General features: G+C 55.9%; 19 protein-coding genes. 6 read left to right on the plus strand and 13 right to left on the minus strand.

The genetic code is table 11. The features are described from left to right. Window positions 1-15 precede the first annotated feature (15 nt). From WJU22_RS25165 to WJU22_RS25220, 12 genes are all read right to left on the minus strand, one after another. Window positions 16-3039, minus strand: a complete 3024-nt coding sequence (locus WJU22_RS25165; RefSeq protein WP_341840927.1) for a SusC/RagA family TonB-linked outer membrane protein — start codon at window positions 3037-3039, stop codon at window positions 16-18. A 397-nt stretch (window positions 3040-3436) separates the two neighbouring features. Continuing rightward, window positions 3437-4906: an alpha-L-fucosidase gene (locus WJU22_RS25170; RefSeq protein ID WP_341840928.1), complete on the minus strand. Its 1470-nt coding sequence runs from the start codon at window positions 4904-4906 to the stop codon at window positions 3437-3439. Between the two features lie 18 nt (window positions 4907-4924). After that, a complete protein-coding gene (locus WJU22_RS25175) occupies window positions 4925-7312 on the minus strand; it encodes a glycoside hydrolase family 95 protein (protein WP_341840929.1) in 2388 nt (795 codons plus the stop codon). A gap of 88 nt (window positions 7313-7400) precedes the next feature. Beyond that, window positions 7401-8363 (minus strand): FAD-dependent oxidoreductase, encoded by a 963-nt coding sequence (locus WJU22_RS25180; protein WP_341840930.1) that lies wholly within the window; start codon window positions 8361-8363, stop codon window positions 7401-7403. A gap of 219 nt (window positions 8364-8582) precedes the next feature. Beyond that, window positions 8583-9839: a threonine ammonia-lyase gene (gene ilvA, locus WJU22_RS25185; protein WP_341840931.1), complete on the minus strand. Its 1257-nt coding sequence runs from the start codon at window positions 9837-9839 to the stop codon at window positions 8583-8585. A gap of 136 nt (window positions 9840-9975) precedes the next feature. Then, window positions 9976-11019: a ketol-acid reductoisomerase gene (gene ilvC / locus WJU22_RS25190; protein ID WP_341840932.1), complete on the minus strand. Its 1044-nt coding sequence runs from the start codon at window positions 11017-11019 to the stop codon at window positions 9976-9978. 48 nt (window positions 11020-11067) lie between these two features. After that, a complete protein-coding gene (ilvN, locus tag WJU22_RS25195; RefSeq protein WP_126246979.1) occupies window positions 11068-11610 on the minus strand; it encodes an acetolactate synthase small subunit in 543 nt (180 codons plus the stop codon). Between the two features lie 25 nt (window positions 11611-11635). Continuing rightward, on the minus strand, window positions 11636-13384 hold the full coding sequence (ilvB, locus tag WJU22_RS25200; RefSeq protein ID WP_317126940.1) for a biosynthetic-type acetolactate synthase large subunit: 1749 nt from the start codon (window positions 13382-13384) through the stop codon (window positions 11636-11638). Further along, complete coding sequence (gene ilvD / locus WJU22_RS25205) at window positions 13350-15029, minus strand: dihydroxy-acid dehydratase (protein WP_341840933.1); 1680 nt, start codon at window positions 15027-15029, stop codon at window positions 13350-13352. Before ilvD ends, ilvB begins: the two co-directional genes overlap by 35 nt. A gap of 263 nt (window positions 15030-15292) precedes the next feature. Continuing rightward, window positions 15293-16195 carry a branched-chain amino acid transaminase gene (locus tag WJU22_RS25210; RefSeq protein WP_341840934.1) on the minus strand — a complete coding sequence of 301 codons (903 nt, stop codon included), beginning with the start codon at window positions 16193-16195 and terminating at the stop codon, window positions 15293-15295. Window positions 16196-16627: 432 nt separating this feature from the next. After that, complete coding sequence (locus WJU22_RS25215) at window positions 16628-17695, minus strand: aminoglycoside phosphotransferase family protein (protein ID WP_341840935.1); 1068 nt, start codon at window positions 17693-17695, stop codon at window positions 16628-16630. Between the two features lie 5 nt (window positions 17696-17700). Further along, a complete protein-coding gene (locus tag WJU22_RS25220) occupies window positions 17701-18600 on the minus strand; it encodes a sugar phosphate nucleotidyltransferase (RefSeq protein ID WP_341840936.1) in 900 nt (299 codons plus the stop codon). Between the two features lie 260 nt (window positions 18601-18860). Here WJU22_RS25220 and WJU22_RS25225 point away from each other — a divergent pair, with 260 nt between their 5' ends. The 5 genes from WJU22_RS25225 (at window position 18861) to WJU22_RS25245 (ending at window position 24460) form a co-directional block, all read left to right on the plus strand. Continuing rightward, window positions 18861-20195: an alpha-L-fucosidase gene (locus tag WJU22_RS25225; RefSeq protein WP_341840937.1), complete on the plus strand. Its 1335-nt coding sequence runs from the start codon at window positions 18861-18863 to the stop codon at window positions 20193-20195. 39 nt (window positions 20196-20234) lie between these two features. Further along, window positions 20235-22556 carry a family 20 glycosylhydrolase gene (locus WJU22_RS25230; RefSeq protein ID WP_341840938.1) on the plus strand — a complete coding sequence of 774 codons (2322 nt, stop codon included), beginning with the start codon at window positions 20235-20237 and terminating at the stop codon, window positions 22554-22556. Then, window positions 22540-23190 carry a hypothetical protein gene (locus WJU22_RS25235; protein ID WP_341840939.1) on the plus strand — a complete coding sequence of 217 codons (651 nt, stop codon included), beginning with the start codon at window positions 22540-22542 and terminating at the stop codon, window positions 23188-23190. Before WJU22_RS25230 ends, WJU22_RS25235 begins: the two co-directional genes overlap by 17 nt. Continuing rightward, the gene (locus WJU22_RS25240; RefSeq protein WP_341840940.1) at window positions 23109-23621 is read left to right on the plus strand and encodes a hypothetical protein; all 513 of its coding nucleotides are present in this window, start codon (window positions 23109-23111) and stop codon (window positions 23619-23621) included. The genes WJU22_RS25235 and WJU22_RS25240 overlap by 82 nt, the downstream gene beginning before the upstream one ends. 131 nt (window positions 23622-23752) lie before the next feature. Next, entirely contained in the window at window positions 23753-24460 is a 708-nt protein-coding gene (locus WJU22_RS25245) for a hypothetical protein (RefSeq protein ID WP_341840941.1), read from the plus strand. Here WJU22_RS25245 and lipB read toward each other — a convergent pair. Further along, window positions 24457-25194, minus strand: coding sequence for a lipoyl(octanoyl) transferase LipB (gene lipB, locus WJU22_RS25250; protein ID WP_341840942.1), 738 nt, complete (start codon window positions 25192-25194; stop codon window positions 24457-24459). The genes WJU22_RS25245 and lipB overlap by 4 nt on opposite strands. 44 nt (window positions 25195-25238) lie before the next feature. On the opposite strand from lipB, the gene WJU22_RS25255 reads away from it, so the two are divergent. Further along, window positions 25239-26303, plus strand: a complete 1065-nt coding sequence (locus WJU22_RS25255; protein WP_341840943.1) for an RluA family pseudouridine synthase — start codon at window positions 25239-25241, stop codon at window positions 26301-26303. Window positions 26304-26477: the final 174 nt, after the last annotated feature.

The raw sequence follows: 26477 nt of genomic DNA on the forward strand, positions 1-26477 counted from the left end.
TGTAAGTGCTTGAGATCAGAAATTCAGTCGGAGACCGGCGGTGTACGTACGTGCGGCCGGATATTCAAACAGGCTGATGTTGTTATTGTCTTCCGGGTCGAAACCTTTCCAGCTGGTGATGGTCAGGATATTCTGCGCCTGAACGTATACCTGTATCTTGCTGAAAATCCGGGTGCGCTCCAGCAGGCTGGCGGGCAGATCGTAAGACATGTTCAGGTTACGGAACCGCAGGTAGGAAGCGTCCTGGATATCTTTGGAATTGAAGCGGCGCGGATCGGAAGTGGAGGGAACGTCGGTGATATCGCCCGGTTTCCGCCAGCGGCGCAGCCAGTCTGTACCCTGGTTGGACGTAGCGAACGAGGGGTTGACGTTGAAGAAGTCTTCGTTGTTGAAGCGTTTGAAGCCCTGTGCGAAGGAGAACAGCGCCTCTACAGACAGCCCTTTCCAGCGGGCGCCCAGGTGGAAGCCTCCGGTAAACGGCGGGTTGAAGGTACCGAATTCGGCCACGCTCATCGTAGAAGCATTATACTGGGCATTCGGCACGATCTTGCCTTCGCGGTCGTAATACTGGCTGCGACCGGTTTCCGGATTCACGCCAGCCCATTTCACCATGTAGTGCGAACCCAGCGGCAGGCCTACGCGGATGATGGAAGTGCCCTGCTCAAATTCGTTCACCGCACCCAGGTTGGTCACTTCATTCTTGTTATAGTTGAAGTTGGCGCCTGCATACAGCGTGAAGTTGCGGGTGCGTACGATATCGCCGCTCAGGTCTACATCGATACCGCGGTTGCGAACGCTGCCGGCATTGATGCGGCGAACGGAGAAACCGGTGGTACGGGAAAGCTGTTCGTCCACGAACAGGTTATCGGTTACCCTGTTGTACCAGTCGAACGACAGGCTGATCCGTTTTTTGAACGCGCTCACATCAAAGCCCACGTTAAACTGCTTGGTGTATTCCCAATCGTAATTCGGATTGCCGATGGCGGCGGGCACTACGCCGGCGGCGCCTGCATACCGGGTGGGCGAATAGGTAGCCATGTACCCGAATGCGCCGGTGCTGGTGAACGCGAACGGTGTCGCGGAAACGCCGTAGCTGGCGCGCAGGCGGAGCACATCCAGTTTTTCGGTAGCGTTGAACATGAAATCTTCTTTCAACACGTCCCAGCCAGCACCTACCGACCAGAAGTTATGCCAGCGGTTATCTTTCGGAACGGTGGAAGAACCATCGCGGCGGAAGGCCAGGTTCAGCGTATACTTGTCGGCGTAGCTGTAACGCCCCATAAAGATGAAAGATGCAAGCCCCGTCCCGAACTTGCCGCCACCCAATACCGGGATGAAACCATTGGTGGAATTGCCCGGCGTGATACCGGCGGGCGTTTCGGGGAAGAGGCCGTTGATGCCGTAGCCGGTCATGGTGGAGTTGGAAGATTTGGTACGGATGAATTCGTAGATCAGCGACGCTTCATAATCGTGCTTGTTTTTATTCTCATGGAAGGTAAGCCCGTAGTTGCCCGTGAACTGCCAGTATTTATCAAAACCTTGTTGATAGGAGCCCTGGCGGCCGGTTTGCTGGCTTCCGGTGTAGGAGTCGGGGTTGATGTAGCGCGACAGGTCGTGCTGGCGGTAATCCATACCCATGGTGGTACGGGCATAGAGATTCTTCAGCAGGTCGTACCGCAGGTTCATGCTCAGCGTTCCCTTGAGCTTATTGGTCTGGTTCGTGGTATTGAGCGTACGCTCCAGTGCATCCGATCCCTCGCGCAAATCGTATACACCGCCAAACCGGTCAGCGTTCCCGGAATGTACCAGCACGCCGTTGATATAGGGCGCTTCATACGGCAGGCCATAATATGCCGCCGCGAAGGTATTTACGACCGAAGAGGAGTTTTCATTTTCGATGCCGCTGACTTCGGAATAGCCGACCGCAGCGTTTACAGCGCCGGTGAAACGGTCGCCCTTAAAGTCTACGTTGGAGCGGAAGCTGTAGCGCGTCAATCCGGAACGGAGCGCGATACCTTCCTGGTTGAAGTAATTGAGGGATGTATAGAACCGGGTGTTTTCGTTCCCGCCGGAAAGGTTTACTTCGTGTTCCTGGAATTTCGCACGGTCGCGCAGGAAGATCTTGGACCAGTCGGTATTGATATTCCGGAGACTGTCCAGAATTTTCGCTCTTACTGCTTTGTCGGGCTCGGACGAGGCATCGTTTTTCGGGGAGAACTCCCATCCTACCCCAAATTCTTCTTCCTCTTCGAATTGGAGGCGCTGGTCGATATTCATGATATCGAATTTCGGGCGGGTGCGCTCCGACCATCCGTACTGCGTTTTGGCGCCGAGGCGGAGTTTGCCGGCCTTACCGCGGCGGGTGGTGATAACGATCACGCCGTTTGCCCCGCGGGAACCGTAGAGCGCGGTGGCCGTCGCATCCTTGTATACGTTCACCGTTTCGAAGTCGGCCGCGTTCAATGTCGCGAACTCACCGCCTTCCAGGGCAATACCGTCGATAATGTACAACGGCGCGGTGGTGCCGCTGATCGAGCCCGGGCCGCGGATCACTACGCGGTTGGCCGTGCCCGGCTGGCCGCTGCCCGAAGTACTGTACAGGCCTGCAACACGGCCCTGCAGCATCTGGTCGAACGTGGCAGCGGGCACATCCTTGAGCTTTTCGCCGGAAACGGTCCCAACGGAACCAGTGAACTTGCTGCGTTGCGTAGCGCCGTATCCGCTCACCACATATTCGCTCAGCTGCTTTTCATCTGCGCTCAGCGTCATATTGATCGTGGACTGGTTGCCGATAGCCACTTCGCGGGGCGTGTACCCCACAAACGAAAACACCAGCGTGCCGTTGGCCGGTGCAGTCAACTGGTAATCGCCATCGGAATTCGTAACGGTACCCCGCGATGTACCTTTAATGGTTACGGTTACTCCGGGAAGAGGGGTTCCACCAAGACCATCGGTGACTCTGCCGGAAATGGAACGGTCTTGCGCGATGGCCGGTATACACGCCATCATCGCAAGCCATAGGGAAAGGACTTGCTTCATAATCATTCGCATTTAGATTTTGACTTTGTTAGTACATAGGGCTACATGCAGGGTGTACGGGACATACGGGTTACTCACCTTTCCTGAAGCTGAGGAGAAGAAAGGTAAAATACTGCCACGGATGAAAAGTGCGTACAATTCTTACATGCGCTGAATTAAAAAATTGGTAAAAGTGTAAAAATTGGATGAAATCTGGCTTTGCTCACAGGAGACCACATTTTGGTTAATCACAATGCTAGGCTACAAATAGTCGTTAGGGCATGGTCTCCCTCCTGTTACTCGATTTAGATTTGACACAAATGTAATGAATGTTCGTTCACAAGAAAAAAATTCCGTGTCATTAGATAAAAAAAGCCAGCGGGCGCTGGCTTTTTCATTTTATGCGATGCGTTACCGGTTAACCGGCTTTCGTGATCTTGAACGTCCAGGCGTGCTCGCAGGGCGTTTCCTTCGCGGTGAGTTTCGGAACGGTTACGGTGATGCCTTTCGCGGTTTTCGTCCACTTCAGATTGCCGGGCCTGCCCAGCATCTGCACCGTGGTACCGCTGGCGGGCGTAACGCCGTTGATCTCCAGTACGCCTTCCGGCATTACCGGTGCGATGGCGTACACCACATCTCCCTTGCGGGTGAAGAACAGTTCTTTGCGGGCGTATCCCGGCGCGGGGTCTACCGTTTGCTTCAGGAGCACTTCGGCGCTTACGTATCCCTGGTGCTTGGGCTGCTCGCGGCTGCCGGCGGTCCATTGCACCGGGGTTTTCCAGGCACGGGTATCATAGATCGCTTCTCCGTTCACATCCAGCCACTTCCCGATCTGCAGCAATCTTTCCTGCATGATGGGCGGGATCTTGCCGTGCCCGTCGGGCCCGATGTCGAGCAACAGATTGCCGCCGCTGCTCACGATGTCGAGCAGCAGGTAAATGAGCGACTGCGCGCTGTTGTAATCTTCGATATCCTCGTTACGGTTATATCCGAAAGAATACCCCATGCCACGGCACTCTTCCCAGGGCTTGCTGAACGTTTTCCCGACTTCGTACTCCGTCGTGAAATATCCGCCGTGATGCTGCCGGATGCCTTTGCCCCAGCGGTCGTTCACCACTACGGTACTTTTCACCGGCGATTCGTTATACAGCCAGGTGAGGAACTCGCGCGATTTCCAGAGCGTATCGGTCTGGTCCCATTCGCCGTCGGGCCACACGATATCCGGCTGGTACCGGTTCACGAGGTCTTTCAGCTGGGGGATCATGTGGGAGTCGACATACTCGTCGTATTTTTTGTTCGCGTACAGCGGGTTATACCATTCGTACAGCGAATAATAGAAGCCCATTTTCACAGGGGTCTTCTTCACCGCAGCGGTCAGATCGCCGAGCACATCGCGTTTGGAAGCCGCGTCCATGGCGTTCCATGGGCGACCGAAGGCTTTCGTCGCTTCCTTGCTGGGCCACAGCGCGAAGCCGTCGTGATGTTTGGAAGTGAGCACTACGTATTTGGCGCCCGATTTTTCGAAGAGTTTCGCCCAGGCATCGGGGTCGAAGTCTTCGGCTTTGAAAAGATCAGCGAACTGGTAATACGAAAAATCCTTTCCGTACACGCTGTTGTGATGATCAAGCACCGCGGTGGTGCCGTTTTGCCCGTTGCCGTACGTCTTGCCCGACTGCAGCCAGTGCTGGTACCATTCGGAATACACGCCCTTAGGCGCCCATGCCGGAACGGAATACACGCCCCAGTGAATGAATATCCCGAATTTCGCGTTCTCGAACCAGGCGGGGACCGGCCTGCTATCCAAAGATTCCCAGGTGGGCTTGTACTGCGCCATGGCGGTTGCCGGGAGCAGCGCCCATACCAGGAGCTTCAGCCATTTTCTCATCATATGTGGTTTTATTTTTTTCTAGAGTAACTGTTCTACCGGCACGTTCATCGTCTTCCCCCTTTCCATCGACAACGGCAGCAGATGTTGCCCGTACTTCAACACCAGGTTGCGGCCGGTGGTAGACCGCAGCGTGATGGCGGTCAACTGTCCGTCTGCCCAGGCCAGGTCCACTTCAAACCCGCCCCGCACGCAAAGCCCCGTCACTTTCCCCGTTTTCCATTGCGCGGGCAATGCGGGCAACAGTTCCACGTAGGCGCCGTGGCTTTGCACGAGTGCTTCCGCGATGCCTGCCGTGCCCCCGAAATTCCCGTCTATCTGGAACGGCGGATGGTTATCGAACAAATTGGGCAGCGTACTTTTCGACAGCAGGGCCTGCATGTGGTTGTAAACACTGTCTCCCTGCTTGAGGCGTGCGTAGAAATTGATGATCCACGCGCGGCTCCAGCCGGTATGTCCGCCGCCTTTGCCGAGCCTCCCGGTGAGGGTGCGCATCGCGCCTTCGAAGAGCGACGGTGTTTGTTCGGTGATCTCGCTGCCGGGGTACAGGCCGAACAGGTGCGAGATGTGCCGGTGGCCGGGCTCCACTTCTTCATATTCGTTGATCCATTCCAGGATGCGGCCGTCTTTGCCGGTGCGGGTAGGCGGCAATTGCCGGATGATGCTTTCCCAACGTTGGGCGTCGGCGGAATCGATACGGAGCGCATGCGCGGCGGCTACGCATTTGGAAAGGAATTCGCGGAGGATCTGGTTGTCCATCGTAGGCCCGTACGTCAGCCCTGTCGGTTTGCCGGTAACGGGGTGCACGAACTGGTTTTCGGGGGAACTGGCGGGCGATGTCACGAGGTATCCTTCCGGGCTTTTCACGAGAAAATCTTCCACGAATTCGGCATGTTCCTTCATGATGGGATATGCTTTTTCGCGGAGGAATTTATAATCGAGCGTGAAGGCGAAGTGTTCCCAGAAATGGAGGCACATCCAGCTGGCGCCCATAGGGAAAGTGCCCCACCCTACGCCGTTCTGGACACCGGTTTTGCCGAATGCGTCGGTGCAGTGATGCACTACCCATCCGCGGGCATTGTACATTTTTTTTGCGGTGATGCGGCCTTCCGGGCGGATGCGGTCCATGAAATCGAACAGGGGCGCGGTGGTCAGGGAAAGGTTGGTGACTTCCGCGGGCCAGTAGTTCATTTGCAGGTTGATGTTGGTATGGAAATCCGCGTTCCAGGGCGCGTCCAAATGCTGGTTCCAGATCCCCTGGAGGTTGGCGGGCAGCACGCCCGGCCCCCGCGAGCTGCTGAGCAGCAGGTAACGGCCGTATTGGAAATACAATTCGGTAAGGTCTGCATCTTCCCCGCCTTTCCGCACCAGGGCGAGGCGCTCGTCTGTTGGGAGGCTCGCGTTGACGGAGGTGCCGAGATCCAGGCTCACACGTTGCATGACAGGACTAAAATCCGCGATATGTTTCGATTTGATGGCGGCGTACGGCTTCGCAGCAGCGGCGGTGAGCAACCGGCGGCATTTGGCCATGGCTGCGGCTACGCCGGGATCGAGGTCCATTTTTGCGGCATTGTAGCTCGTAGCGCCCTGGATGTAGAGTGTAACGGCGCCGGCGCCCTTCACCTGAATCGTCCCGTTTTTCGCTACGGCCGTTCCGCCGGACGGTGTTACCTGCACGATGCCCGCAAAGCGCATGTGCGCACCTTCGGGGCCTTTATTCTCTTTTTCGTTTTTATCGATGATCTGCCCGTCCATCACCAGTTGCCGGCCGATGGCCGTCACCTTCGCGTCTTTGAGCTTTTGCGCCGTATCGCGCGGGTCGGGGCGGGAGATGGAAATTATAGCATTGAGGGCGCCCGGTTTGGAGGCGGAAATATGAACGGCGATGATGTTGTCGGGGTTGGATGCGATCACTTCCTGCCGGTATTCCACGCCGTTGACCGAAAAAGTGGTAAGCGCCACGCCGGTTTGCAGATCGAGGCTGCGGCGGTACCCTTCCGTTCCATCGAAACCATAATCGATGTTGACGTTCATGAGCGTCTGGTTGGAACGGAAGCTGCGGGCGGGGCGCGGCGGATTGCTGCCGTCTGTGGCGAGGAAATACTTGTCTGCCAGTGCGAACGCTTCGGCGTTTTTGTTTTCGAAGATAAGTTTCCGGATGGTGTCGAGATACTGACCGGCATTGGCGTTACCATCGTTGAATTTGACACCGGCCCAAACGCTTTCTTCGTTGACCTGGAGGATTTCTTTGCCGGTGCGGCCGTAAACCATGGCGCCAAGGCGGCCGTTCCCTACGGGCAAGGCTTCTTCCCACCGCGCGGCGGGCCTGGCGTACCAGAGTGTTTGAGGAGTCTGTTGCGCCAGGGCCGAATTCCCCAGCACCATCATGAGTACAAGGATCTTTTTCATAACCGTTAACGTTGCTTGAACAATATACTGCGCCACCGCGGCGATTACAAGCCACGGTGAATTAAACATCAATAATGGATATAATCTGTCATGCCGGAACGAGCCCCGCCAGCATGCGGCCCGCTTCGGAACCGATGGCGATGCCCATCCCTCCCATTCTCACGGCAAGGAATATACGATCAGAATGTGCCCTTATGACGGGTTGTTTCGTTCCACCGAAAGCCATAATGCCCGACCAGCGGTGTTCTACAGTTACATCGCGGCCCGGAAGGATGATGGTCCGCAGTTTCTCTTCCAGGTCTGCCTGGATGCGCGCGTTCAGTTGCAGTTCGGTCGTAGTTTCTCCTTCGAAGTCGAGATTGCGGCCGCCGCCGAACAGCACCCGGCCCTGCAATTCCCTGAAATAGTAATATCCTTTGTCGAAATGATAAATCCCCTTGAACGGCAAGCCTTTCACGGGTGCCGTCACCAACACCTGCCCGCGGCCGGGGGAAATATCCAGCCCGGAAACTAATGCAGGCGTGAAGGCGTTCGTGCAAACGGCCACGTAATCCGCGGTCAGGGAAAGGCCGCCCTGCAGGTGAACGGTTACGGAGCCGGGAGATTCATCCATCCCCTTCACCTCGCATCCCGTTTTTATTTCTATCCCCCGTTCGATAGCGAGATCGATGAGGGTGCGCATCATTTTTCCGGTGTTCAGTTCTCCTTCGAAATTGTTCTGTACCAGGTGTTTGGCAACGATCCCCATGCCCGGGAGCTTGCCGTCGGCGATGGAAAATGCCGGCCCGGGCAAAATGCCGCCCAGGAGCTCGTTCACTTCATCGAGCCGCGCCAGCGCAGGCGCTTCGGCGTCGGAGATCAACTCGTAACTGCCGTTCTCGCGGTAATCCATCCGGTCGTCGCCGATGCGGGAACGCAGGAGCTGGAGGCCCTTACGCCGCAGGTTCACCAGCTGCACCACCGCGTCGGCGGGCATGTGCTCCAGGTCGTCGAGGATTTCGGTGAGGCTGCCGATGCAGGCGAACCCGGCGTTGCGGGTACTGGCCCCCACGGGCAAAAGCCCCCGTTCCAGCACGGCGATCCGCCGGCGGGGGATTTTTCCTTCAGGCTGATCGCCGCCGAAAGCCCTACGATCCCGCTGCCGATCACGATGCAGTCGTACGATAGCAAACTTTCCTTTTCCCAGTAACTGAGCATATGGCGAATGTAATAAAAAAAAGCCCCGGTCCTCTCAGACCAGGGCGCTACACTACTATAGGTTGAACCAATACTAAACGAGGTAGCCGAACAAATTGTCGTCTTTATTCAGTTCGGTGTAATGAATATTGTATCTGGTGAGGTTGGCCAGCAGTTTATCGTAATCTTCCCTGTACTTCAACTCCACGCCAACGAGCGCCGGACCGGTCTCCTTGTTATGTTTCTGGATGAACTCGAACCGGGTGATATCGTCGTCCGGCCCCAGCACATGGTTCACGAATTCCTTCAGCGCGCCGGGCCGCTGCGCGAAGCGGACGATGAAGTAATGCTTCAGCCCTTCGTACAGCAACGACCGTTCCTTGATCTCCTGCATGCGGTCGATATCGTTGTTGGAACCGCTGACCACGCACACGACCGTCTTGCCTTTGATCGCTTCGGCGTAATCGTCGAGCGCGGCCATTGAAAGCGCGCCGGCGGGCTCTACCACGATGGCGTCTTCGTTGTACAGGCGGAGGATGGTGGAGCAGATGCGCCCTTCCGGCACGAGGCTCATTTTGTCGAGCACGTCCTGGCAGATGCGGAAGGTGAGATCGCCGACCCTTTTCACGGCGGCGCCGTCTACGAACCGGTCGATTTCCGGGAGGGTGACGGGCGCTCCGTTTTCGAGGGCGCGGAGCATGGAAGGCGCGCCTTCGGGCTCTACGCCGATGATTTTCGTAGCCGGGCTGAACGTCCTGAAATACCCGCCCACGCCGGAAGCGAGGCCGCCGCCGCCGATGGGCATGAAGATGTAATCCACCTTCGGCAGGTCTTCGAGGATTTCGAGGCCAACAGTCCCCTGTCCGGCGATGATGCGATGATCGTCGAACGGCGGGATGAACGTCATTTTATGTTCGCGGGTGAAGGCCTGGGCTTCGGCGGAGCAATCGTCGAACGTATCGCCTACGAGGCGTATTTCGATATTTTCGCCGCCGTGCATTTTCACCTGGTTTACTTTCTGTTTGGGCGTGATGATGGGCATGAATACGACGCCTTTCACGTTGAGGCGGCGGCACGACCAGGCAAAGCCCTGCGCATGGTTGCCCGCGCTGGCGCAGGTAACGCCGTTGGAGAGGGTGGCGGGGTCGAGGGTGCTCATCATGTTGTAAGCTCCGCGGAGCTTGTAGGAACGTACTACCTGCATGTCTTCGCGTTTGAGGTATACGTTGGCCTGGTATCTTCTGCTAAGGTTGGTGTTGTACGTGAGGGGTGTGCGGGTTACCACGCCCTTGAGGCGGGCTGCTGCTGCTAAAACTTGCTGTGTATCGATCGTATGGAGCGTTTGAGACATTGTAATGATTGGTTAAAAAATAAAAAAGAAAAGTACCGGGAAGAAAAGGGGCCTGCTTCAAATCAAGCAAACGCCGCCGCAGCCGGCTCCTTTCAATTTCCTGGTACTTTTCATATTTTATTTTTTTGTGGCTTTGTTATTTGCCGGGGCGGAGCTGACGCACTGCAGCGCCTGCCTGCCACATTTCGCTGTTGCGCAGCTCTTCGAGCTCCTTGTTCAGCTTCTCGCGGTAATCGGCCTGGCTGTTGAGGTCGATGGAACGTTGCGCTTCCTTACCGGTAGCAACGGAAGCGTACAGCTCATCGAACACGGGTTGGGTAGCGTCACGGAATTTCTTCCACCAGTCGAGCGCACCGCGCTGAGCGGTAGTGGAGCAGTTGGCGTACATCCAGTCCATACCGTTCTCGGCTACGAGGGGCATGAGCGACTGGGTGAGCTCTTCTACGGTTTCGTTGAACGCTTCGGAGGGAGAGTGGCCGTTGTTGCGGAGGGTTTGGTACTGCGCAGCAAAGATACCCTGGATGCAACCCATGAGGGTACCACGCTCACCGGTGAGGTCGGAGAACACTTCTTTTTTGAAGTCGGTTTCGAAAAGGTAGCCGGAACCAACGCCGATACCGAGGGCGATCACGCGTTCGCGGGCTTTGCCGGTAGCATCCTGGAAGATGGCGAAGGAAGAGTTCAGGCCCTGACCTGCGAGGAACAGGCGGCGGAGGGAAGTGCCGGAGCCTTTGGGGGCTACCAGGATCACGTCTACATCTGCCGGGGGGATGATGTTGGTTTGCTCTTTATAGGTGATGCCGAAGCCATGGCTGAAATACAGGGCTTTACCTTTGGTGAGGAACGGCTTCAGGGTCGGCCACAGCGTGATCTGTCCGGCGTCGCTGAGCAGGTACTGGATGATGGTGCCTTTCTGGGCGGCTTCTTCGATTTCGAAGAGTGTTTCGCCGGGTACCCATCCGTCAGCAACGGCTTTGTCCCAGGTTTTGGAATTCTTGCGCTGACCGATGATCACGTTAAAACCATTGTCTTTCAGGTTAAGCGCCTGGCCGGGGCCCTGTACGCCGTAACCGATGATAGCGATCGTTTCGTTCTTCAGCACTTCTCTTGCCTTTTCCATGGGGAATTCTTCTCTGGTTACTACGTCTTCCAGAACCCCGCCAAAATTGATGGTTGCCATGTTGTGATAGTGTTGTTTAAAAGTTTTTGTGTTTTTGTTACTGATAAGTTAGTCCTTCAGGTTGTCTGCCTCTTGCAGGCTGAGGTCCTTCAGGTGTTCGTGGAACCGGCGGCTCCATTTCACGATGGCCACCCTTCCGCTTTTTGTATACTCGATGAGGCCGTATGGCTCCAGCTTTTGCAGCATGCCGATCAGTTCCTGCGCATGGCCCGTTTTCTCCAGCACGAAATAATCGGGCGTGATGGTGAGGATGCGGGCGTTGTTGTCGCGGATGATCTTTTCGATGTCGCCGTTGTGGAGCGCCTTGGTGGAGATTTTGTAGAGCGCCAGTTCCTGGTACACCACTTCATCTTCTTCATGCACGAACGCGCGGTGGATTTCGATCAGCCGCTCGATCTGGCCTACCACTTTCTCCAGCAGCTCGCGGTTGCTGAGTACGGTGATCACGAATTTATAAACGCCCGGCACCTCCGTTTCGGCGGTGGTAAGGCTGGTGATGTTGATGCCACGGCGGGTGAAGATCACGGTGATGCGGTTGGTGATCCCGATCCGGTCTTCCGTATACACCGTAACGGTATATTCTTTATGCATTGTTGGTCCTGTTAATGGTTATGAACTACTCGAGGCGGATGTTGGAGATCGGTGCGCCTGCGGGCACCATCGGGAATACGTTGTCTTCCTGCTCCACCACCACTTCCAGCAGATAGGCGCCGGGCGTGTCGAGCATTTCCTTAACGGCACCGGCGATCTCGCTGCGCTCGGTCACTTTCCTGCCGGGAACGTAGAACCCTTTCGCGATTTGTACGAAGTCGGGGTTGATCATTTCGGTGGATGAGTAACGCTTGTCGAAGAACAGCTGTTGCCATTGCCGTACCATGCCGAGGAAGTTGTTGTTGAGGATGACGATCTTCACGCCGATCTGCGTCTGGTAGATGGTCCCCAGTTCCTGGAGCGTCATCTGGAAGCATCCGTCGCCGATCACCGCCACTACCGTTTTATCGGGAGCGCCCACTTTGGCGCCCATGGCCGCGGGCAGCGAAAAGCCCATCGTGCCCATACCGCCGCTGGTGATATTGGTGTTCGGGTCCTTGAAACGGTAATATCTGCTGGCGATCATCTGGTGCTGGCCTACGTCGGTAACGAGGATGGCCTTCCCTTCCGTCTGTTCGGAAATGAGGCGTACCACTTCCGCCATTTTCAGCTGTCCTTCGGTCGGGTACAGCTCGGCGCGGGTTACTTTCTCTTCTTCGGTACGGTCTGCCGCGCGGAAGGTTTCCAGCCACGCTGCGTGCTCGGCCTTGTTGATGAGGGGCAGCAGGGCGGTGAGGGCTTCCTTCGCGTCTGCATGCACCGCCACGTCGGCGTTCACGATCTTGTTGATCTCCGCTTTATCGATCTCGATGTGAATGATCTTGGCCTGGCGCGCATAGCTCGCCACTTCGCCGGTCACGCGGTCGTCGAACCGCATACCGATCGCGATGATCACATCGGCTTCGTTGGTGTTGATGTTCGGCCCGTAGTTGCCGTGCATACCGAGCATCCCCACATAATTCGGGTGTGCGGTAGACATGGCAGACAGTCCCAGCAACGTAGACCCCACGGGGATCTGCGCCTTTTCCGACAGTTGCACCAGCTCCTGCTCCGCACCGGAAATCAGGATGCCGTGGCCCGCCAGGATGTAAGGCTTCTTCGCTCCGTTGATGAGTTCGGCGGCCTTCTGAACGGCCTCGATATCGAGCGTGGGAACGGGTTTGTAGCTGCGGATATAATCACAGGCCTTATATTGGAAGTCGAGCTTGCTCACCTGCGCGTTCTTGGTAATGTCTACCAATACCGGGCCGGGGCGGCCGCTCTTCGCCACATAAAAAGCTTTGGCGATGGCGCCCGGAATGTCTTCCGGACGGGTCACCTGGATATTCCATTTGGTGATGGGCGTGGTGATGCCGATCACATCGGTTTCCTGGAAAGCGTCGGTGCCGAGGAGCACGGCGGCTACCTGGCCGGTGATGCAGACCATGGGAGTAGAGTCCATGTAAGCGTCTGCCAGGCCGGTCACCAGGTTGGTGGCGCCGGGGCCGGAAGTAGCGAACACAACGCCTGTTTTGCCGCCGGCACGGGTGTAACCCTGGGCGGCATGCGTGGCGCCCTGTTCGTGGCGGACGAGTATATGGTGCACTTTATCCTGGAAATCATACAGGGCGTCATAGATGGGCATGATAGCGCCCCCGGGGTAACCGAAAATGGTGTCCACGCCTTCGGCAATCAGCGACCGTATCACGGCTTCCGCGCCAGTGATGATCTGGGGCGTAGTGGCCCGATTGTCAGCGTCTTCACGCTTCATCGGTAACACATCCTTCTGTTGCATTTTTAACTTGTTTAGCGTATTTAAATAAGATTCCTTTCGTTGCCTTAAGCGGCGGTTGTTTCCAGGCCGCCTTGCGTTTTGCCAGCTCTTCGTCCGACACGTTCACTTTAATCACATTGTTCACCGCATCGATCTCGATGATGTCATCGTCGTTCACCAGCGCGATGGTGCCGCCGTCATAGGCTTCAGGACAAATGTGCCCAACCACGAAACCGTGGGTACCGCCGGAGAAACGGCCGTCGGTGATGAGCGCAACGCTCTTGCCCAGGCCAGCGCCCATGATCGCACTGGTAGGCTTGAGCATCTCCGGCATGCCGGGTCCGCCTTTGGGGCCTACGTAGCGGATAACGACGACGTCGCCGGGTTTCACGCGACCGTTCTGTATACCTGCGATCAGTTCGAATTCACCGTCGAATACACGGGCGGGCCCGGTGAAGGCCTCACCTTCCTTGCCGGTGATCTTGGCCACGGAGCCCAGTTCGGCGAGGTTGCCGTACAGGATCTGAATGTGGCCGTTGGCTTTGAGGGGTTTTTCGAGCGGAACGATGATGGGTTGCTGCTCGAATTCGATATCAGGTACCGATTCCAGGTTCTCCGCGATGGTTTTGCCGGTTACGGTGAGGCAATTGCCGTGGAGCAATCCTTTCTTCAGGAGATATTTCATGACTAAGGGAACACCGCCGATCTCGTGCAGGTCCTGCATCATGTAACGGCCGCTGGGCTTGAGGTCAGCGATGAGCGGCGTTTTGTCGCTCAGTTCCTGGAAATGGTCCATGGTAAGGTCCACTCCTACCGATCTGGCGATGGCGATGAGGTGAAGCACGGCGTTGGTGGAGCCGCCGAGCGCCATGATCACTACGATGGCGTTCTGGAACGCTTCGAAGGTCATAATGTCGGAAGGCTTGATGTCTTTTTCCAGCAGCAGGCGGATGGCCTTGCCGGCGGCGAGGCATTCTTCCTGTTTTTCCTTGCTGGTGGCCGGGTTGGAGGAGCTGTACGGGAGGCTCATGCCCATGGCTTCGATGGCGGAGCTCATGGTATTTGCCGTGTACATGCCGCCGCAGGCGCCGGCGCCGGGGCAGCTATGTTGAATGATTTCCTTGAAATCGTCTTCTTCGAGGTTGCCCGCCAGTTTCTGCCCGAGGGCTTCGAAGGCGGAAATGATGTTGAGGTCTTGCCCTCTCCATTTGCCAGGGGCGATGGAGCCGCCGTAAACCATGATGGACGGGCGGTTGAGGCGACCCATGGCCATCAGCGAGCCGGGCATGTTCTTGTCGCAGCCGGGCACGGTGATGAGGCCGTCATAATATTGTGCGCCGCAAACGGTTTCAATGGAGTCTGCAATTACGTCGCGGCTCACGAGGGAGTAGCGCATACCGTCGGTACCGTTGCTGATCCCGTCGCTCACGCCGATGGTGTGGAACATCAGGCCTACGAGATCGTTGGCCCATACGCCTTCTTTCACTTTTTTGGCCAGGTCGTTCAGGTGCATGTTACAGGTATTGCCGTCGTAACCCATGCTCACAATGCCTACCTGTGCCTTTTTGAGGTCACCTTCCGTCAGTCCGATCCCGTACAGCATTGCCTGTGCGGCGGGCTGCGTCGGGTCTTGCGTAATCGTTTTGCTGTATTTGTTTAACTCCATGATCAGATTATCGGTTAAATACCGTTGTCGGCTGTCTTAAAATCGAATTATTGTACAAGTTATTTCCGGTGGGCGTGAAATTCAAACCTATAATTTGGCTGCTCCCGGTCTTCAAAAGGTGGCACTGAGAGCCAAAAACCGCTATGGGTGAGGATTGGAGGAAAAAGCGTTTACGCCATTCAACGGCCGTATATGCTTTTTGGAGAGGGGGAAGGTCTCCCCTGCCTTCGGGGCCCCGAAGGCAGGGGGTATCTCCTTCATTATCAGGCGGGAATAGCCGCTCTGTCGAATTCTTTCTCCAGCACTTTGGCTTTGTAGGCCTGCTGAATGACTTTTCCGAGGGATTGGGCCCAGGGTTTGGCGAATCCTTTGTTGTTGAAGCTGTCCCAGCCCACCACTTCGGCGGCTGTACCGCAGTAGAACACGGCATCTGCCTGCTCCAGCTCGGCCACGGTGATCTGCTTTTCCACGAGGGGAATACCCAGCTCATGGCAGATCTCGATCACGGTTGCACGGGTGATGCCCGGCAGGATGTTGCCCGGTGCGGGCGTATAGATAGTTCCGTCTTTTTCGTAGAACAGGTTGGCGCCGGGGCCTTCCGCCACAAAACCTTCGATATCCAGCAGCAACGCTTCGTCGAACCCTTTCGACTTCGCTTCCTGGGAAGCCAGGATGGAGTTCACGTACAGACCGGCAGATTTGGACTCGATCTTGAACGCTTTCGGGTTCGGGCGCTGGTAGGAAGAAAGCATCACGCGAAGGAGCTTCTCGCCCAGGTACGCACCCCACTCCCATGCACAGATCAGCACGTGGGTCTCTTCAGCCGCTTTCAGCGTCATGTTGGGAGGACAAATAGCCAGCGGACGGATGTACGCCTCTGTCATGTTGTTCAGTTCCAATACTTTGTAGCATGCTGCGATCAGTTCATCGTTGTTGAATTCATACGGCATGTGGATCAGTTCGCAGGAGCGCTTGAAACGGTCGAAGTGCTCCTTCGCTTTAAAGATCTTCACTTCCCCGCTTTCGGTTTTATAAGCGCGGATACCTTCGAACACTGCGTAACCATAGTGCAGCGACTGGCCGTACAAATCGATTTTGGCCTCGGTGGCTTTCAGATACTCACCGTTGAAATAAAGAATCGTGTTTTCGTTGTAATAGCTATACATAATATTGGAATTTGCGTACCCAAAAAAAGCCTTCCTGGTGGAGGAAGGCGTTTTATTATTCGTTATGATTATACACGCTTATCTATCCTCCAATTGGCTGGCGGGTAATAATGACAACGACGATCACGACGAGCGTAATGGCCCAGTTGAGCTGAGCTACGATGTGATTGACTGCGTTATTGTCTTTGTTTACCCACATGGAGGTGCTTGTGATTTTTATTATCAACACAAATGTATAAGTGATCAAAATAAAAAACAACACAGTGGCCAAGATTTTGAGAAATATCAATCCCGATCCCGTTTTTTAACAAAATCGAAAAAACTACTGGCGTTTTTAAACGAATTTCAAAAATACTGCTATATACCAGCATACTATCTAAACAAAAAAGCCTCCCTGTCCGGGAGGCTTTTCGGAAAATATGATCGTTCCCCTCAGGAAGCGAGGCAATTGTCGATGATTTCCTGCAACTGCGGTTCTTTGGCGATGAGCGCCTGCAAGAGCGTCAGTTGGTTCTTCGCACGGTTGTAGTTGTGCTCCGGGTACTTGATCGGGTAGTAAACGTCGCCGTTCAGGTAATCGGTCAGGAAACGGATGCCCTGCATGTAGATCATGAATTTACCGGCGTAGAAAAGGTGTTGCTTTTCCGTTGCCGTCAGGGTACTGCCCACTTCGGAGAGGTACCCTTTCATGAGGGCTTCATAATATTCGTCCCGCACCATGATCTGGCTGAAATCGCGCTCTTCTTCGGATACGGGGCACACGTAGGTGCGGACCATATCGCCCAGGTCGGAGATCACCTTGCCGGGCATGAGCGTATCCAGGTCGCACACGCAGATGCCTTCGAAAGTTCCCTTACGGAGCAGCACGTTGTTGATCTTGGTGTCGTGATGCATGAGGCGGTCGGTAAACTCGGGGTTGGTCTTGAGCGATTCGAACGTTACGGCGATGTCGCTGTATTGCAGGAACTGCTCCACCAGGCTGTCGGCAAACTGCTTCCGGTCTTCCTTCGCCGTGCGGATGGCCTCCTGGAAGGAAGCATAGCGCAGGGTCAGGTTGTGGAAGTTAGGGATAGACGCCCTGAAATCGTGCAGGTCGATGCCGTGGAACATCCTGGCCATGAGGCCGAACTGTTTCGCAGCTTCGAAAGCCTGCCGGGTATTGTCTGCCTGGTCTACCGACGTGGAATCGGGGATGAAGGGGATCATCCGCCAGAATTCTTCCCCGTGCAGGTACATCTCGGCGCCCGCAGTGGTGGGAATGGCTTTGATGAAGAGGTATTCCGGATGGTGCTTATCGAGGTAATCGCCTGCCAGCTTGAGGTTGCGGGCAATCACATCGGGTTCGCGGAATACGTAGGTATTGATCCGCTGGAGGATATAACGCTTGTCATCGGGCCCAGTCAGCAAAAACGTGTTGTTGATGTGACCGCTCCCGAATTTCTGCATGCTGAAATCGGCGGGCTGGAGCCCGAATGCGCTGAGAATGTCGGTATGTACCATTATGCTTATTTCCAGAGATTGTCGGGATATTCTCCGCCGTTCACGAGTGCGGACAGGGAAGCCTGCACGCCCGGAGCGTCTTCTTTATAGGTAACGCCGAACCATTGCGAACTGGTGGGGATCACTTTCACGGAACCGGTACCGGATGCGATGAAGGAATCTACCACGATCGGGATGAAGAATTCGGATTTCGGGTTGGAAAGGTTTTGTTCGAGGAACTGGCTGAAGAGTTTTTCGCTCACTTCGAATACGGAAGGTGCGAAGCCCCAGAAGTTCATGGATACGGGCGTTTGGGGGCCGAGCTCCACTTTTTTGTCGCCGTCTTCGTACACGATCTTACCGTCTATCACTTCTATCTTGGTACGCTCCACGATGCCGGCCAGGTTGCCTTCGGCATTCACTTCGCATACGCCGCGGGATACGGAACCGTAATCGCTCACGGTTTTACCCAGCTGGTAGCCTACTACGCTGAAGCGGTCGGATTTGCATTCGTTGCGGAGGAATTCCGCCATTTTCTCGAATGCGTCGCGGCCGTAGAAATCGTCGGCGTTGATCACGGCGAAAGGCTCGTTGATGGCGTCTTTCGCGCAAAGAACGGCGTGAGCGGTGCCCCAGGGCTTGGTGCGGTCTGCCGGCACTTCGAAACCGTCCGTGAATGCGTTCATATCTTGAAATACGTAAGCCGTTTCCACTTTTCCGTTGAGTTTCGGCTCGAAAATTTCCTTGAATTCTTCAGCAAAGTTTTCGCGGATGATGAACACGATTTTCCCGAACCCGGCGCGGATAGCGTCGTAGATGGAGTAATCGATGATCGTTTCACCGCTGGGGCCAAACTGCTGGATCTGTTTCAAACTTCCGTACCGGCTGGCCATTCCGGCTGCCAGGATCAATAAAGTCGGTTGCATTAGCTGATATTAGTTTAAATTTTCAAGTCGAATTAATATCGGGGGCTAAAATTAAACATTAATTTTTCCTAAACCGTGTTAATCCGTTATTTTTTCGACCAGTTATACAAAAAAGGCGCCGTTTTTATTGAATCCGTCTATTTTTGTGAATCTACCCCCCATGGGGCCACCAGCAATCGGTTGATGCCAACTGCACTTATGATAAGCAGCGGGGGATGGAAAACAGTGAACATGAATTTTTGGTTAACAAACAGCTTCAAATGAAAAAACTAGTAGTGGCATTAGCCGCCGCGATGCATTTTGTGTCTTGCGCCCAGGCGCAGCAGCAAACGCGGCCCGAAGAGATCAGTGAGAAAATGCAATGGTTCGCCGACGCCAAACTCGGCATCTTCATCCACTGGGGTATTTACTCCGTGAACGGGATCGACGAGAGCTGGAGCTTCCACAACAAAAAAATCTCCCACGCCGATTATATGGCGCAAATGAAAGGCTTCACCGCCGATAAATACGATCCCCAGGCCTGGGCAGACCTCATCGCCGAATCCGGCGCCAAATATGCCGTGATCACCACCAAGCACCACGACGGCGTTGCCCTGTGGGACACTAAGTTTAATAAACTCTCTACCGCCAAAGGCACGCCCGCCAAGCGCGACGTGCTCACGCCCTTCTTCCAGGCCATCCGCCAGCGCGGCATCAAGGCCGGTGCGTATTTTTCGCTGCTCGACTGGACCAGCAACGATTATCCCGGATTCCTCAAAGACAGCAGCCGCTATAAGATCAAAGACGATCCCAAACGCTGGGAACGCTTCAAGAAATTCTACCAGGGCCAGCTTTCCGAAGTCATGACCCAGTTCAACCCCGACCTCTGGTGGTTCGACGGCGATTGGGAACGCAGCGCCGAGGAATGGGAAGCCGTGAAAGTGCGCAACATGCTCACCGGCCACAATCCCAAAACCATCATCAACGGCCGCCTCATGGGCTACGGCGATTACGACACGCCGGAACAGAACTTCCCCGTGCAACGCCCCAGCTTCCATTGGTGGGAGCTCTGCATGACCATCAACAACAACTGGGGATGGCAGCCGCAAGACACCAACTGGAAAACGCCCTACGAAGTGATCACCATTTTCGCGGACGCCATCAGCAACGGCGGCAATATGCTGCTGGACATCGGCCCCAAAGCGGACGGCACCATTCCTCCCGAACAGGTGAACGTGCTGCGCGAACTGGGCAAATGGAACAAAAAACATGCGGCCGCCATCTTCGGAACGCTCGGCGGCATCCCGCAGGGCCACTTCTACGGACCTACTACTTTAAGTAAGGATTCCACATCACTTTACCTTTTCCTCCCCGGCAAAGTTTCCGGACAGATCATGGTCAAAGGGCTCGATAACCAGATCAAAGACATCACCGTTGTCGGCAACGGAACGAAGCTGCAGCACAAGATCGTCGGCAAGATCAGCTGGAGCCCCGTGCCCGGGCTCGTGTACATCACCGTTCCGGAAAACGTGCAGGACGAGTACATGACCGTGATCGAACTGAAGCTGGACAAGCCCGTGAAACTGTATCGCGGCAAGGGAGGATTGCAGGGATAACCCGCAGCCAACAATTCCACCTTTCATAAAAACGCACAGATGAAAAAAACGCTCCTATCCGCTTTAGCCCTGTGCCTGACGCTCGCCTCGCAGGCGCAGCAGACGGTAAAACCCCAGGTGAACGTGGTGCCCGCTCCCGCCTCCGTGGAGGAAAGAACAGGCACGCTGACCCTGCAGGGCACATCCGCCCGGTATTTCGCCAACAGCGAAACCGCCGAACGGATGGCGAAGCTCTATGCCGCCTATCTCGACGCCAACTTCGGACTGAAATTGCAGAAAGGGACCATGCAAGACGCACAGGTGATCTTCTCCGACGACGATCAGCTGCCCAAAGAAGGTTACCAGCTAACGGTCACCAACCGGAAAGCAGTGGTGCAGGGGCATGAAGCCGGCCTGTTCTACGGCCTGCAAACCCTTCAGCAGATTTCGCGCAACAAGACGAAGACGGGGCTCGTGCTGCCGGCGGTAACCATCAAAGACCAGCCACGCTTCGGCTACCGCGGCGTTATGCTCGACGTAGGCCGGTATTACCTGCCTGTCCCCTATATCAAGCAGTATATCGACGTCATCGCTTCCCTGAAGCTCAACCGCTTCCACTGGCACCTCACCGAAGACCAGGGCTGGCGCATCGAGATCAAGAAGTACCCGCGCCTCACCACCGTGGGATCGCAGCGGAAGGAGACCTCCAAAGGCCATCTGAGCGAAAATAAATTCGACGGCAAACCGCATGGCGGATTCTATACGCAGGAAGAAGTGAAAGACATCGTGGCCTACGCCGCGGAACGCTTCGTGACCGTGGTCCCCGAAATCGAAATGCCGGGCCACGCAACCGCCGCCCTCGCTTCGTACCCCCAGCTCGGATGCACCGGCGGGCCGTATGAAGTATCCACCAAATGGGGCGTTCATAAAGAAGTGTTCTGCGCCGGCAACGACGAAACCTTCACTTTCCTGGAAGACGTGCTCACCGAAGTGCTGCCCCTCTTCCCCAGCCAATATATCCATATCGGTGGCGACGAATGTCCGAAAGACCGCTGGAAGCAATGCCCCAAATGCCAGGCCCGCATGAAAGCGCTCGGGCTGAAAGATGAACACGAACTGCAAAGCTATTTCATCCGCCGGATGGAAAAATTCCTCGGCAGTAAAGGCCGCAAGATCATCGGCTGGGACGAAATCCTCGAAGGAGGCCTCGCGCCCGAAGCCACGGTGATGAGCTGGCGCGGCGAAGCCGGAGGCAAGGAAGCCGCCCGCCAGCGGCACGACGTCATCATGACGCCCAACACTTACCTCTATCTCGATTACTACCAGGGCGCCCCCGGCAGCGAGCCCCTCGCTATCGGCGGATATCTCCCGCTGGACAAGGTGTATAGCTACGAGCCCCTGCCCAAAGACCTCACGCCCGAAGAACAGAAACACATCATCGGCGTACAGGGCAATGTGTGGACGGAATACATTCCTTCCGGCCCGGTTTCCGACTACTTTACCTTCCCCCGCGCCATCGCGCTGGCGGAGATCACCTGGAGCCCGAAAGAGAAAAAGGACTATACCGACTTCCGCAAGCGCATGCGCGGCGTGCTCTACGATCTGGACAAACGCGGTGTCAACTACCGCATCCCCGAAGCGATCGGCGCTGAAAACGCCGTGATCGTAGACCCCGTGAGCAGCGGCGGCGAAGGCGTAGGCGCATCCGGCATTTCCACCGCGGCGCAACGCGCAGTGGTGAAACTGGAGCCGCCCATGGCCGGCGCGGTGATCCGCTACACGACAGACGGTTCCGAGCCTACGGCGCAAAGCCCAGTGGCCAGCGGGCCCATCATCATCGCCCCGAAAAAAGACGAGACCATCACGCTCAAATACATCGTTACGATACCTGAAACCGGCCGCAACAGCGCCGTATACAGCAATACGTACACCCGCAAATCGTACAAATCCGCGGTAAACGTAACGCCAGCCGGCAAAGGCCTCAAATTCCAGGGATTCTTCAAGGAATTCAACGCCGCAGCGAAAGTGGGCGGAACGGCTGATACCTCCGGCGTGATGACCGACATCTCCATCCGCGCGTTCCAGCGCCACCCGGCTTTCGGGGCTGTTTTCGAAGGATTCGTGAAAGTGGAGGAAGACGGCCTGTATGAAATCGCAGCTACTTCCGACGATGGTTCCCTCGTGTTCATCGACGGCGACCTCGTGGTGGATAACGACGGGGAGCATGCGCCCGTTACCCAAACCGGCATCATTCCCCTCCGCAAGGGTTACCACCGCATTAAAGTGCAGTACTTCGACGCAGGTGGCGGAGACATGCTGAAGATCAACATCGGCGTGAAAGGCAAACAAAGCCTTAACTTGCGGAATGCGCTTTTCAACTAAGGATTTACTGCAACCTTTCCATACAACATGGCTGCCCGGCGAGATCCAGGCAGCCATGTTGCGTTTGGACCTTGTCCACCCGCTCGTCCAGGGCAACAAGTGGTTCAAGCTGAAGCGTAACCTCGAAGCCGCGGGCCCTTTGCCGGTGGTCACTTTCGGCGGGCCATGGTCTAACCACCTGCACGCGGCCGCCGCGGCCTGCAAGCTGCTGGGCAAGCCCGTTACCGGCATCGTGCGGGGCGAAGCGCCGTCTGCGCCTTCGCGCACGCTGGCGGAAGCGGCGGCCCTGGGCATGGAGATCGTGCACGTTCCCCGGGCGGTGTATGACGCCGTTAAAAAAGGGGATTTGTCGGCCAGGGAGCTCGACTTCCCCATCACGGCCCGCCTTCAAGCTGCCGATGGGCCGCAGCACCCAAGGAAAAAAACATTGATCCAGGTGAAACGAATCCACAGATCGGAAATGCGGCCAGCGAGCCCGACATTCCCATCGCGGCCCACCTTCACGCAGCCGATGGGCCGCAGCTCCCAAAGGAAAATACCACCCTGCGCGCCTTGTTGGGAACGGCGTTCGTTATCCCGGAAGGGGGTGGCAATGCGGAAGGGGCGGCGGGATGTGAGGAGATCCTGGATTTAGGGGATTTCCGGGCGTTCACGCACATCCTTTGCGCGACCGGCACCGGCACCACGCTCGCCGGCCTGATCAACGGCGCCGCGAAAAGAGGGATCGGTGCGGAGATTTGGGGGATTTCGGCGTTGAAAGGGGCTTTTTCCGTGGAACCGGAGATCCGGGCGCTGCTCGCGGAGGATCGTGGGAACTGGGGGATGTTCCACGATTTCCATGAAGGCGGCTTCGCGAAAATTTCTCCCGCGCTCATCGCCGGAATGAACGATTTTTTCGACCAGACCGGCATCCCTACAGACCGGGTCTACACCGGAAAACTGGTGCTTGCGTTCCGTAAAATGTGCGCCGATGGCCGTTTCCCGCCCGGCAGCCGCCCGCTTCTCATCCACACCGGCGGATTACAGGGGAACGCTTCCCTTCCACAAGGAAGTTTGCATTTTTAACGGCTGTATAAGGAATCATGGCAAGGTTATGGATGCTTTATGCGTGCCGGTAAACTTTTACAGACCGGCAGCGTATATTTGGCCTTCAGATCCTAAATTTGCCAACTTAAGAGACTAGACAGATGTACTGTATGAAGCAGATGGTTAGATGCCTGATCGTGTTGATGTTCGTTACGGGAGCCTTTTCCGCCGCCAGGGCGCAGGAAGCCGTTCCGCCTGTATTGCCTGAATTTTCGGCCCTTATCAAAACAGGGAAGATCCAGCTGGACTGGATTTCCGGTTTCCCTAACGCCGTGCAGATCGGCGTGCAGCGGTCGTTGGACAGTGTGCTGAACTTCACCACCATCGGCTATGCCACCAATCCCACCTCCCAACGCAACGCGTATCTCGACAACAAGCCCCTTCCCGGGAAGAACTATTACCGCCTTTTCATTCTTTTCAAGAACAACACCTACCTCCATTCCAAGGTGGTGCTGGCCACAACGGATTCCACCATTGCGGCAGATACCAAGCTCGGCGCGTCAGACATCCCGACGATGACTACTACGAATGCGGAAGGAGAAAAACAGGTAATTCCCTGGAAGCCATCCAATTACATATACACCACGGCAGATGGCAACGTGAATATCAAGTTGCCGATGGCTTTGCAGAAAAAATATTCGGTGAAATTTTACGAAGCAACAGGACAGTTCCTGTTTGAAGTGGAACATGTGGCCGAGCCATTCCTCATCCTGGAAAAGGCGATTTTCATGCACGCCGGCTGGTTTGATTTCGAAGTATTCGAAAACGGCAAACTGCTGGAAAAATGGAACCTCTACATTCCGCTGAGCTACCGCTAACGACCGTTTTCAGCCGCAAATAAAGCGCCTTCCACCATTTCCGCGCCGAAGATATCGGCGAAATGGTGCACGATCCGGGCCCGCACTTCCTCCACCGGCAGTGTGCGCCCGGTTTCTTTTTGCATGGAAGTGACGGATTTGTCCTGTATCCCGCAGGGAATGATATTATTGAAGTAGGAAAGATCGGTGTTGACGTTGAGGGCGAAGCCGTGCATGGTGACCCACCGGCTGCAGCGCACGCCCATGGCGCAGATCTTGCGGGCGCGCCCCGGCACGCCGGGCTCCAGCCAAACGCCGGTTTCCCCCGAAGACCGCTCCCCGGTCAGCCCGTAATCCCCGATAGTACGGATGATCACCTCTTCCAGGTTCCGGAGATACCGGCCAATATCCGCGTAAAACCGCTCCAGGTCGATGATCGGGTACCCCACGATCTGGTCTGCCCCGTGAAACGTAATATCTCCCCCACGGTTGGTCTGCACATACTGGATGCCTTTGGCCGCCAGCTCCTCGTCGCTCACCAGGAGGTTTTCCGGATGGCCGCTCTTGCCGAGCGTATACACCGGCGGATGTTCGCAAAACAGCAGGTGATGCCGGGTTTGCGGCACCGCGCCCTCCCCTTCCGCCCGGGCGGCCGCCTTGGCGTCGGTATTCTCTTTCAGAAGCTTTTCCTGCAAATCCCAGGCTTCCTGGTAAGGGATCCGCCCCAGGTCATTCACGATTATCTGCTGTTTCATCGCCTGCAAAGATAACTTAAAGTATCTTTGCAAAAATTTTAGCGATGACCGATCAACTGCCGGAACTGGAAGATGAACTGGAAAACGGGGATGGAAGCGAGGAAATATACGAACGCGTGAACCTTGTCGTAGACAAAGGACAGGAACCCCTGCGTATCGACAAATTCATCCAGGCCCGTATCGAAGGCGCCACCCGCAACAAGGTGCAGCAGTCCATCGAAAAAGGCATGGTCCTCGTCAACGATAAACCCGTAAAGGCCAATTATAAGGTCCGCCCGCTGGACCGGCTCATCGTCTATTCCACCAAAAATCCCGAATCCACCGAAATAAAACCCGAAAACATCCCGCTCGATATCGTGTATGAAGACGACGACGTGATGATCGTGAATAAACCCGCCGGCATGGTGGTGCACCCGGGATGCGGCAATTACACCGGCACCCTGGTCAACGCCCTGGCCTGGTACCTCGGCGACGAAAACGACCGTTCCGCCACCGAGCCCGAAATCCCGCGGTTCGGACTGGTACACCGGATCGATAAAAACACGAGCGGGCTGCTGGTGGTCGCCAAGTCCGACAAAGCCATGAGCGACCTCGCCAAGCAGTTCTTCGACCATACCGTGGAGCGCCGCTACATCGCCCTCGTCTGGGGCGATTTCGAGGAAGACGCGGGCACCGTGGTCGCTCACGTAGGCCGCCACCAACGGTTCCGCAAGATCATGGACGCCTATCCCGACGGCGAATATGGTAAGGAAGCCATCACGCATTACGAAGTGCTGGAGCGCTTCAATTACGTATCCATGATCGCCTGCAAACTGGAAACCGGCCGCACCCACCAGATCAGGGTGCACATGCAGCATATCGGCCATTCCCTCTTCAACGACGATACCTACGGCGGTGACCGCATCGTGAAAGGAACGGTTTTCGCGAAGTACAAGCAGTTCGTGGATAATTGTTTCGAGATCATGCCCCGCCACGCGCTGCACGCGCAAACGCTGGGGTTCACCCATCCGCGCACGCGCAAGCACATGCAGTTCGAATCACCGTTGCCGCCGGATTTCACGGGCGTGCTGGAGAAATGGAGAAGATACCGCAGGAACGGGGACGATTGATCCGCAGATATAAGATTTTTGAAACGAAAAGTCCGTTGCAGTGGTGCAACGGACTTTTCGTTTTATACGGGCCTGCATCCGTCCGCACATGAGAATAACCGGTCCGTTTTCCACTTTCCGGGCATTCCCGGCTTTGTCTCAAATTGCCCCTCAAATTGGCTAATACGCACAGGT

The organism is Chitinophaga caseinilytica, assembly GCF_038396765.1.
Taxonomy (GTDB): Bacteria; Bacteroidota; Bacteroidia; order Chitinophagales; family Chitinophagaceae; genus Chitinophaga; species Chitinophaga caseinilytica.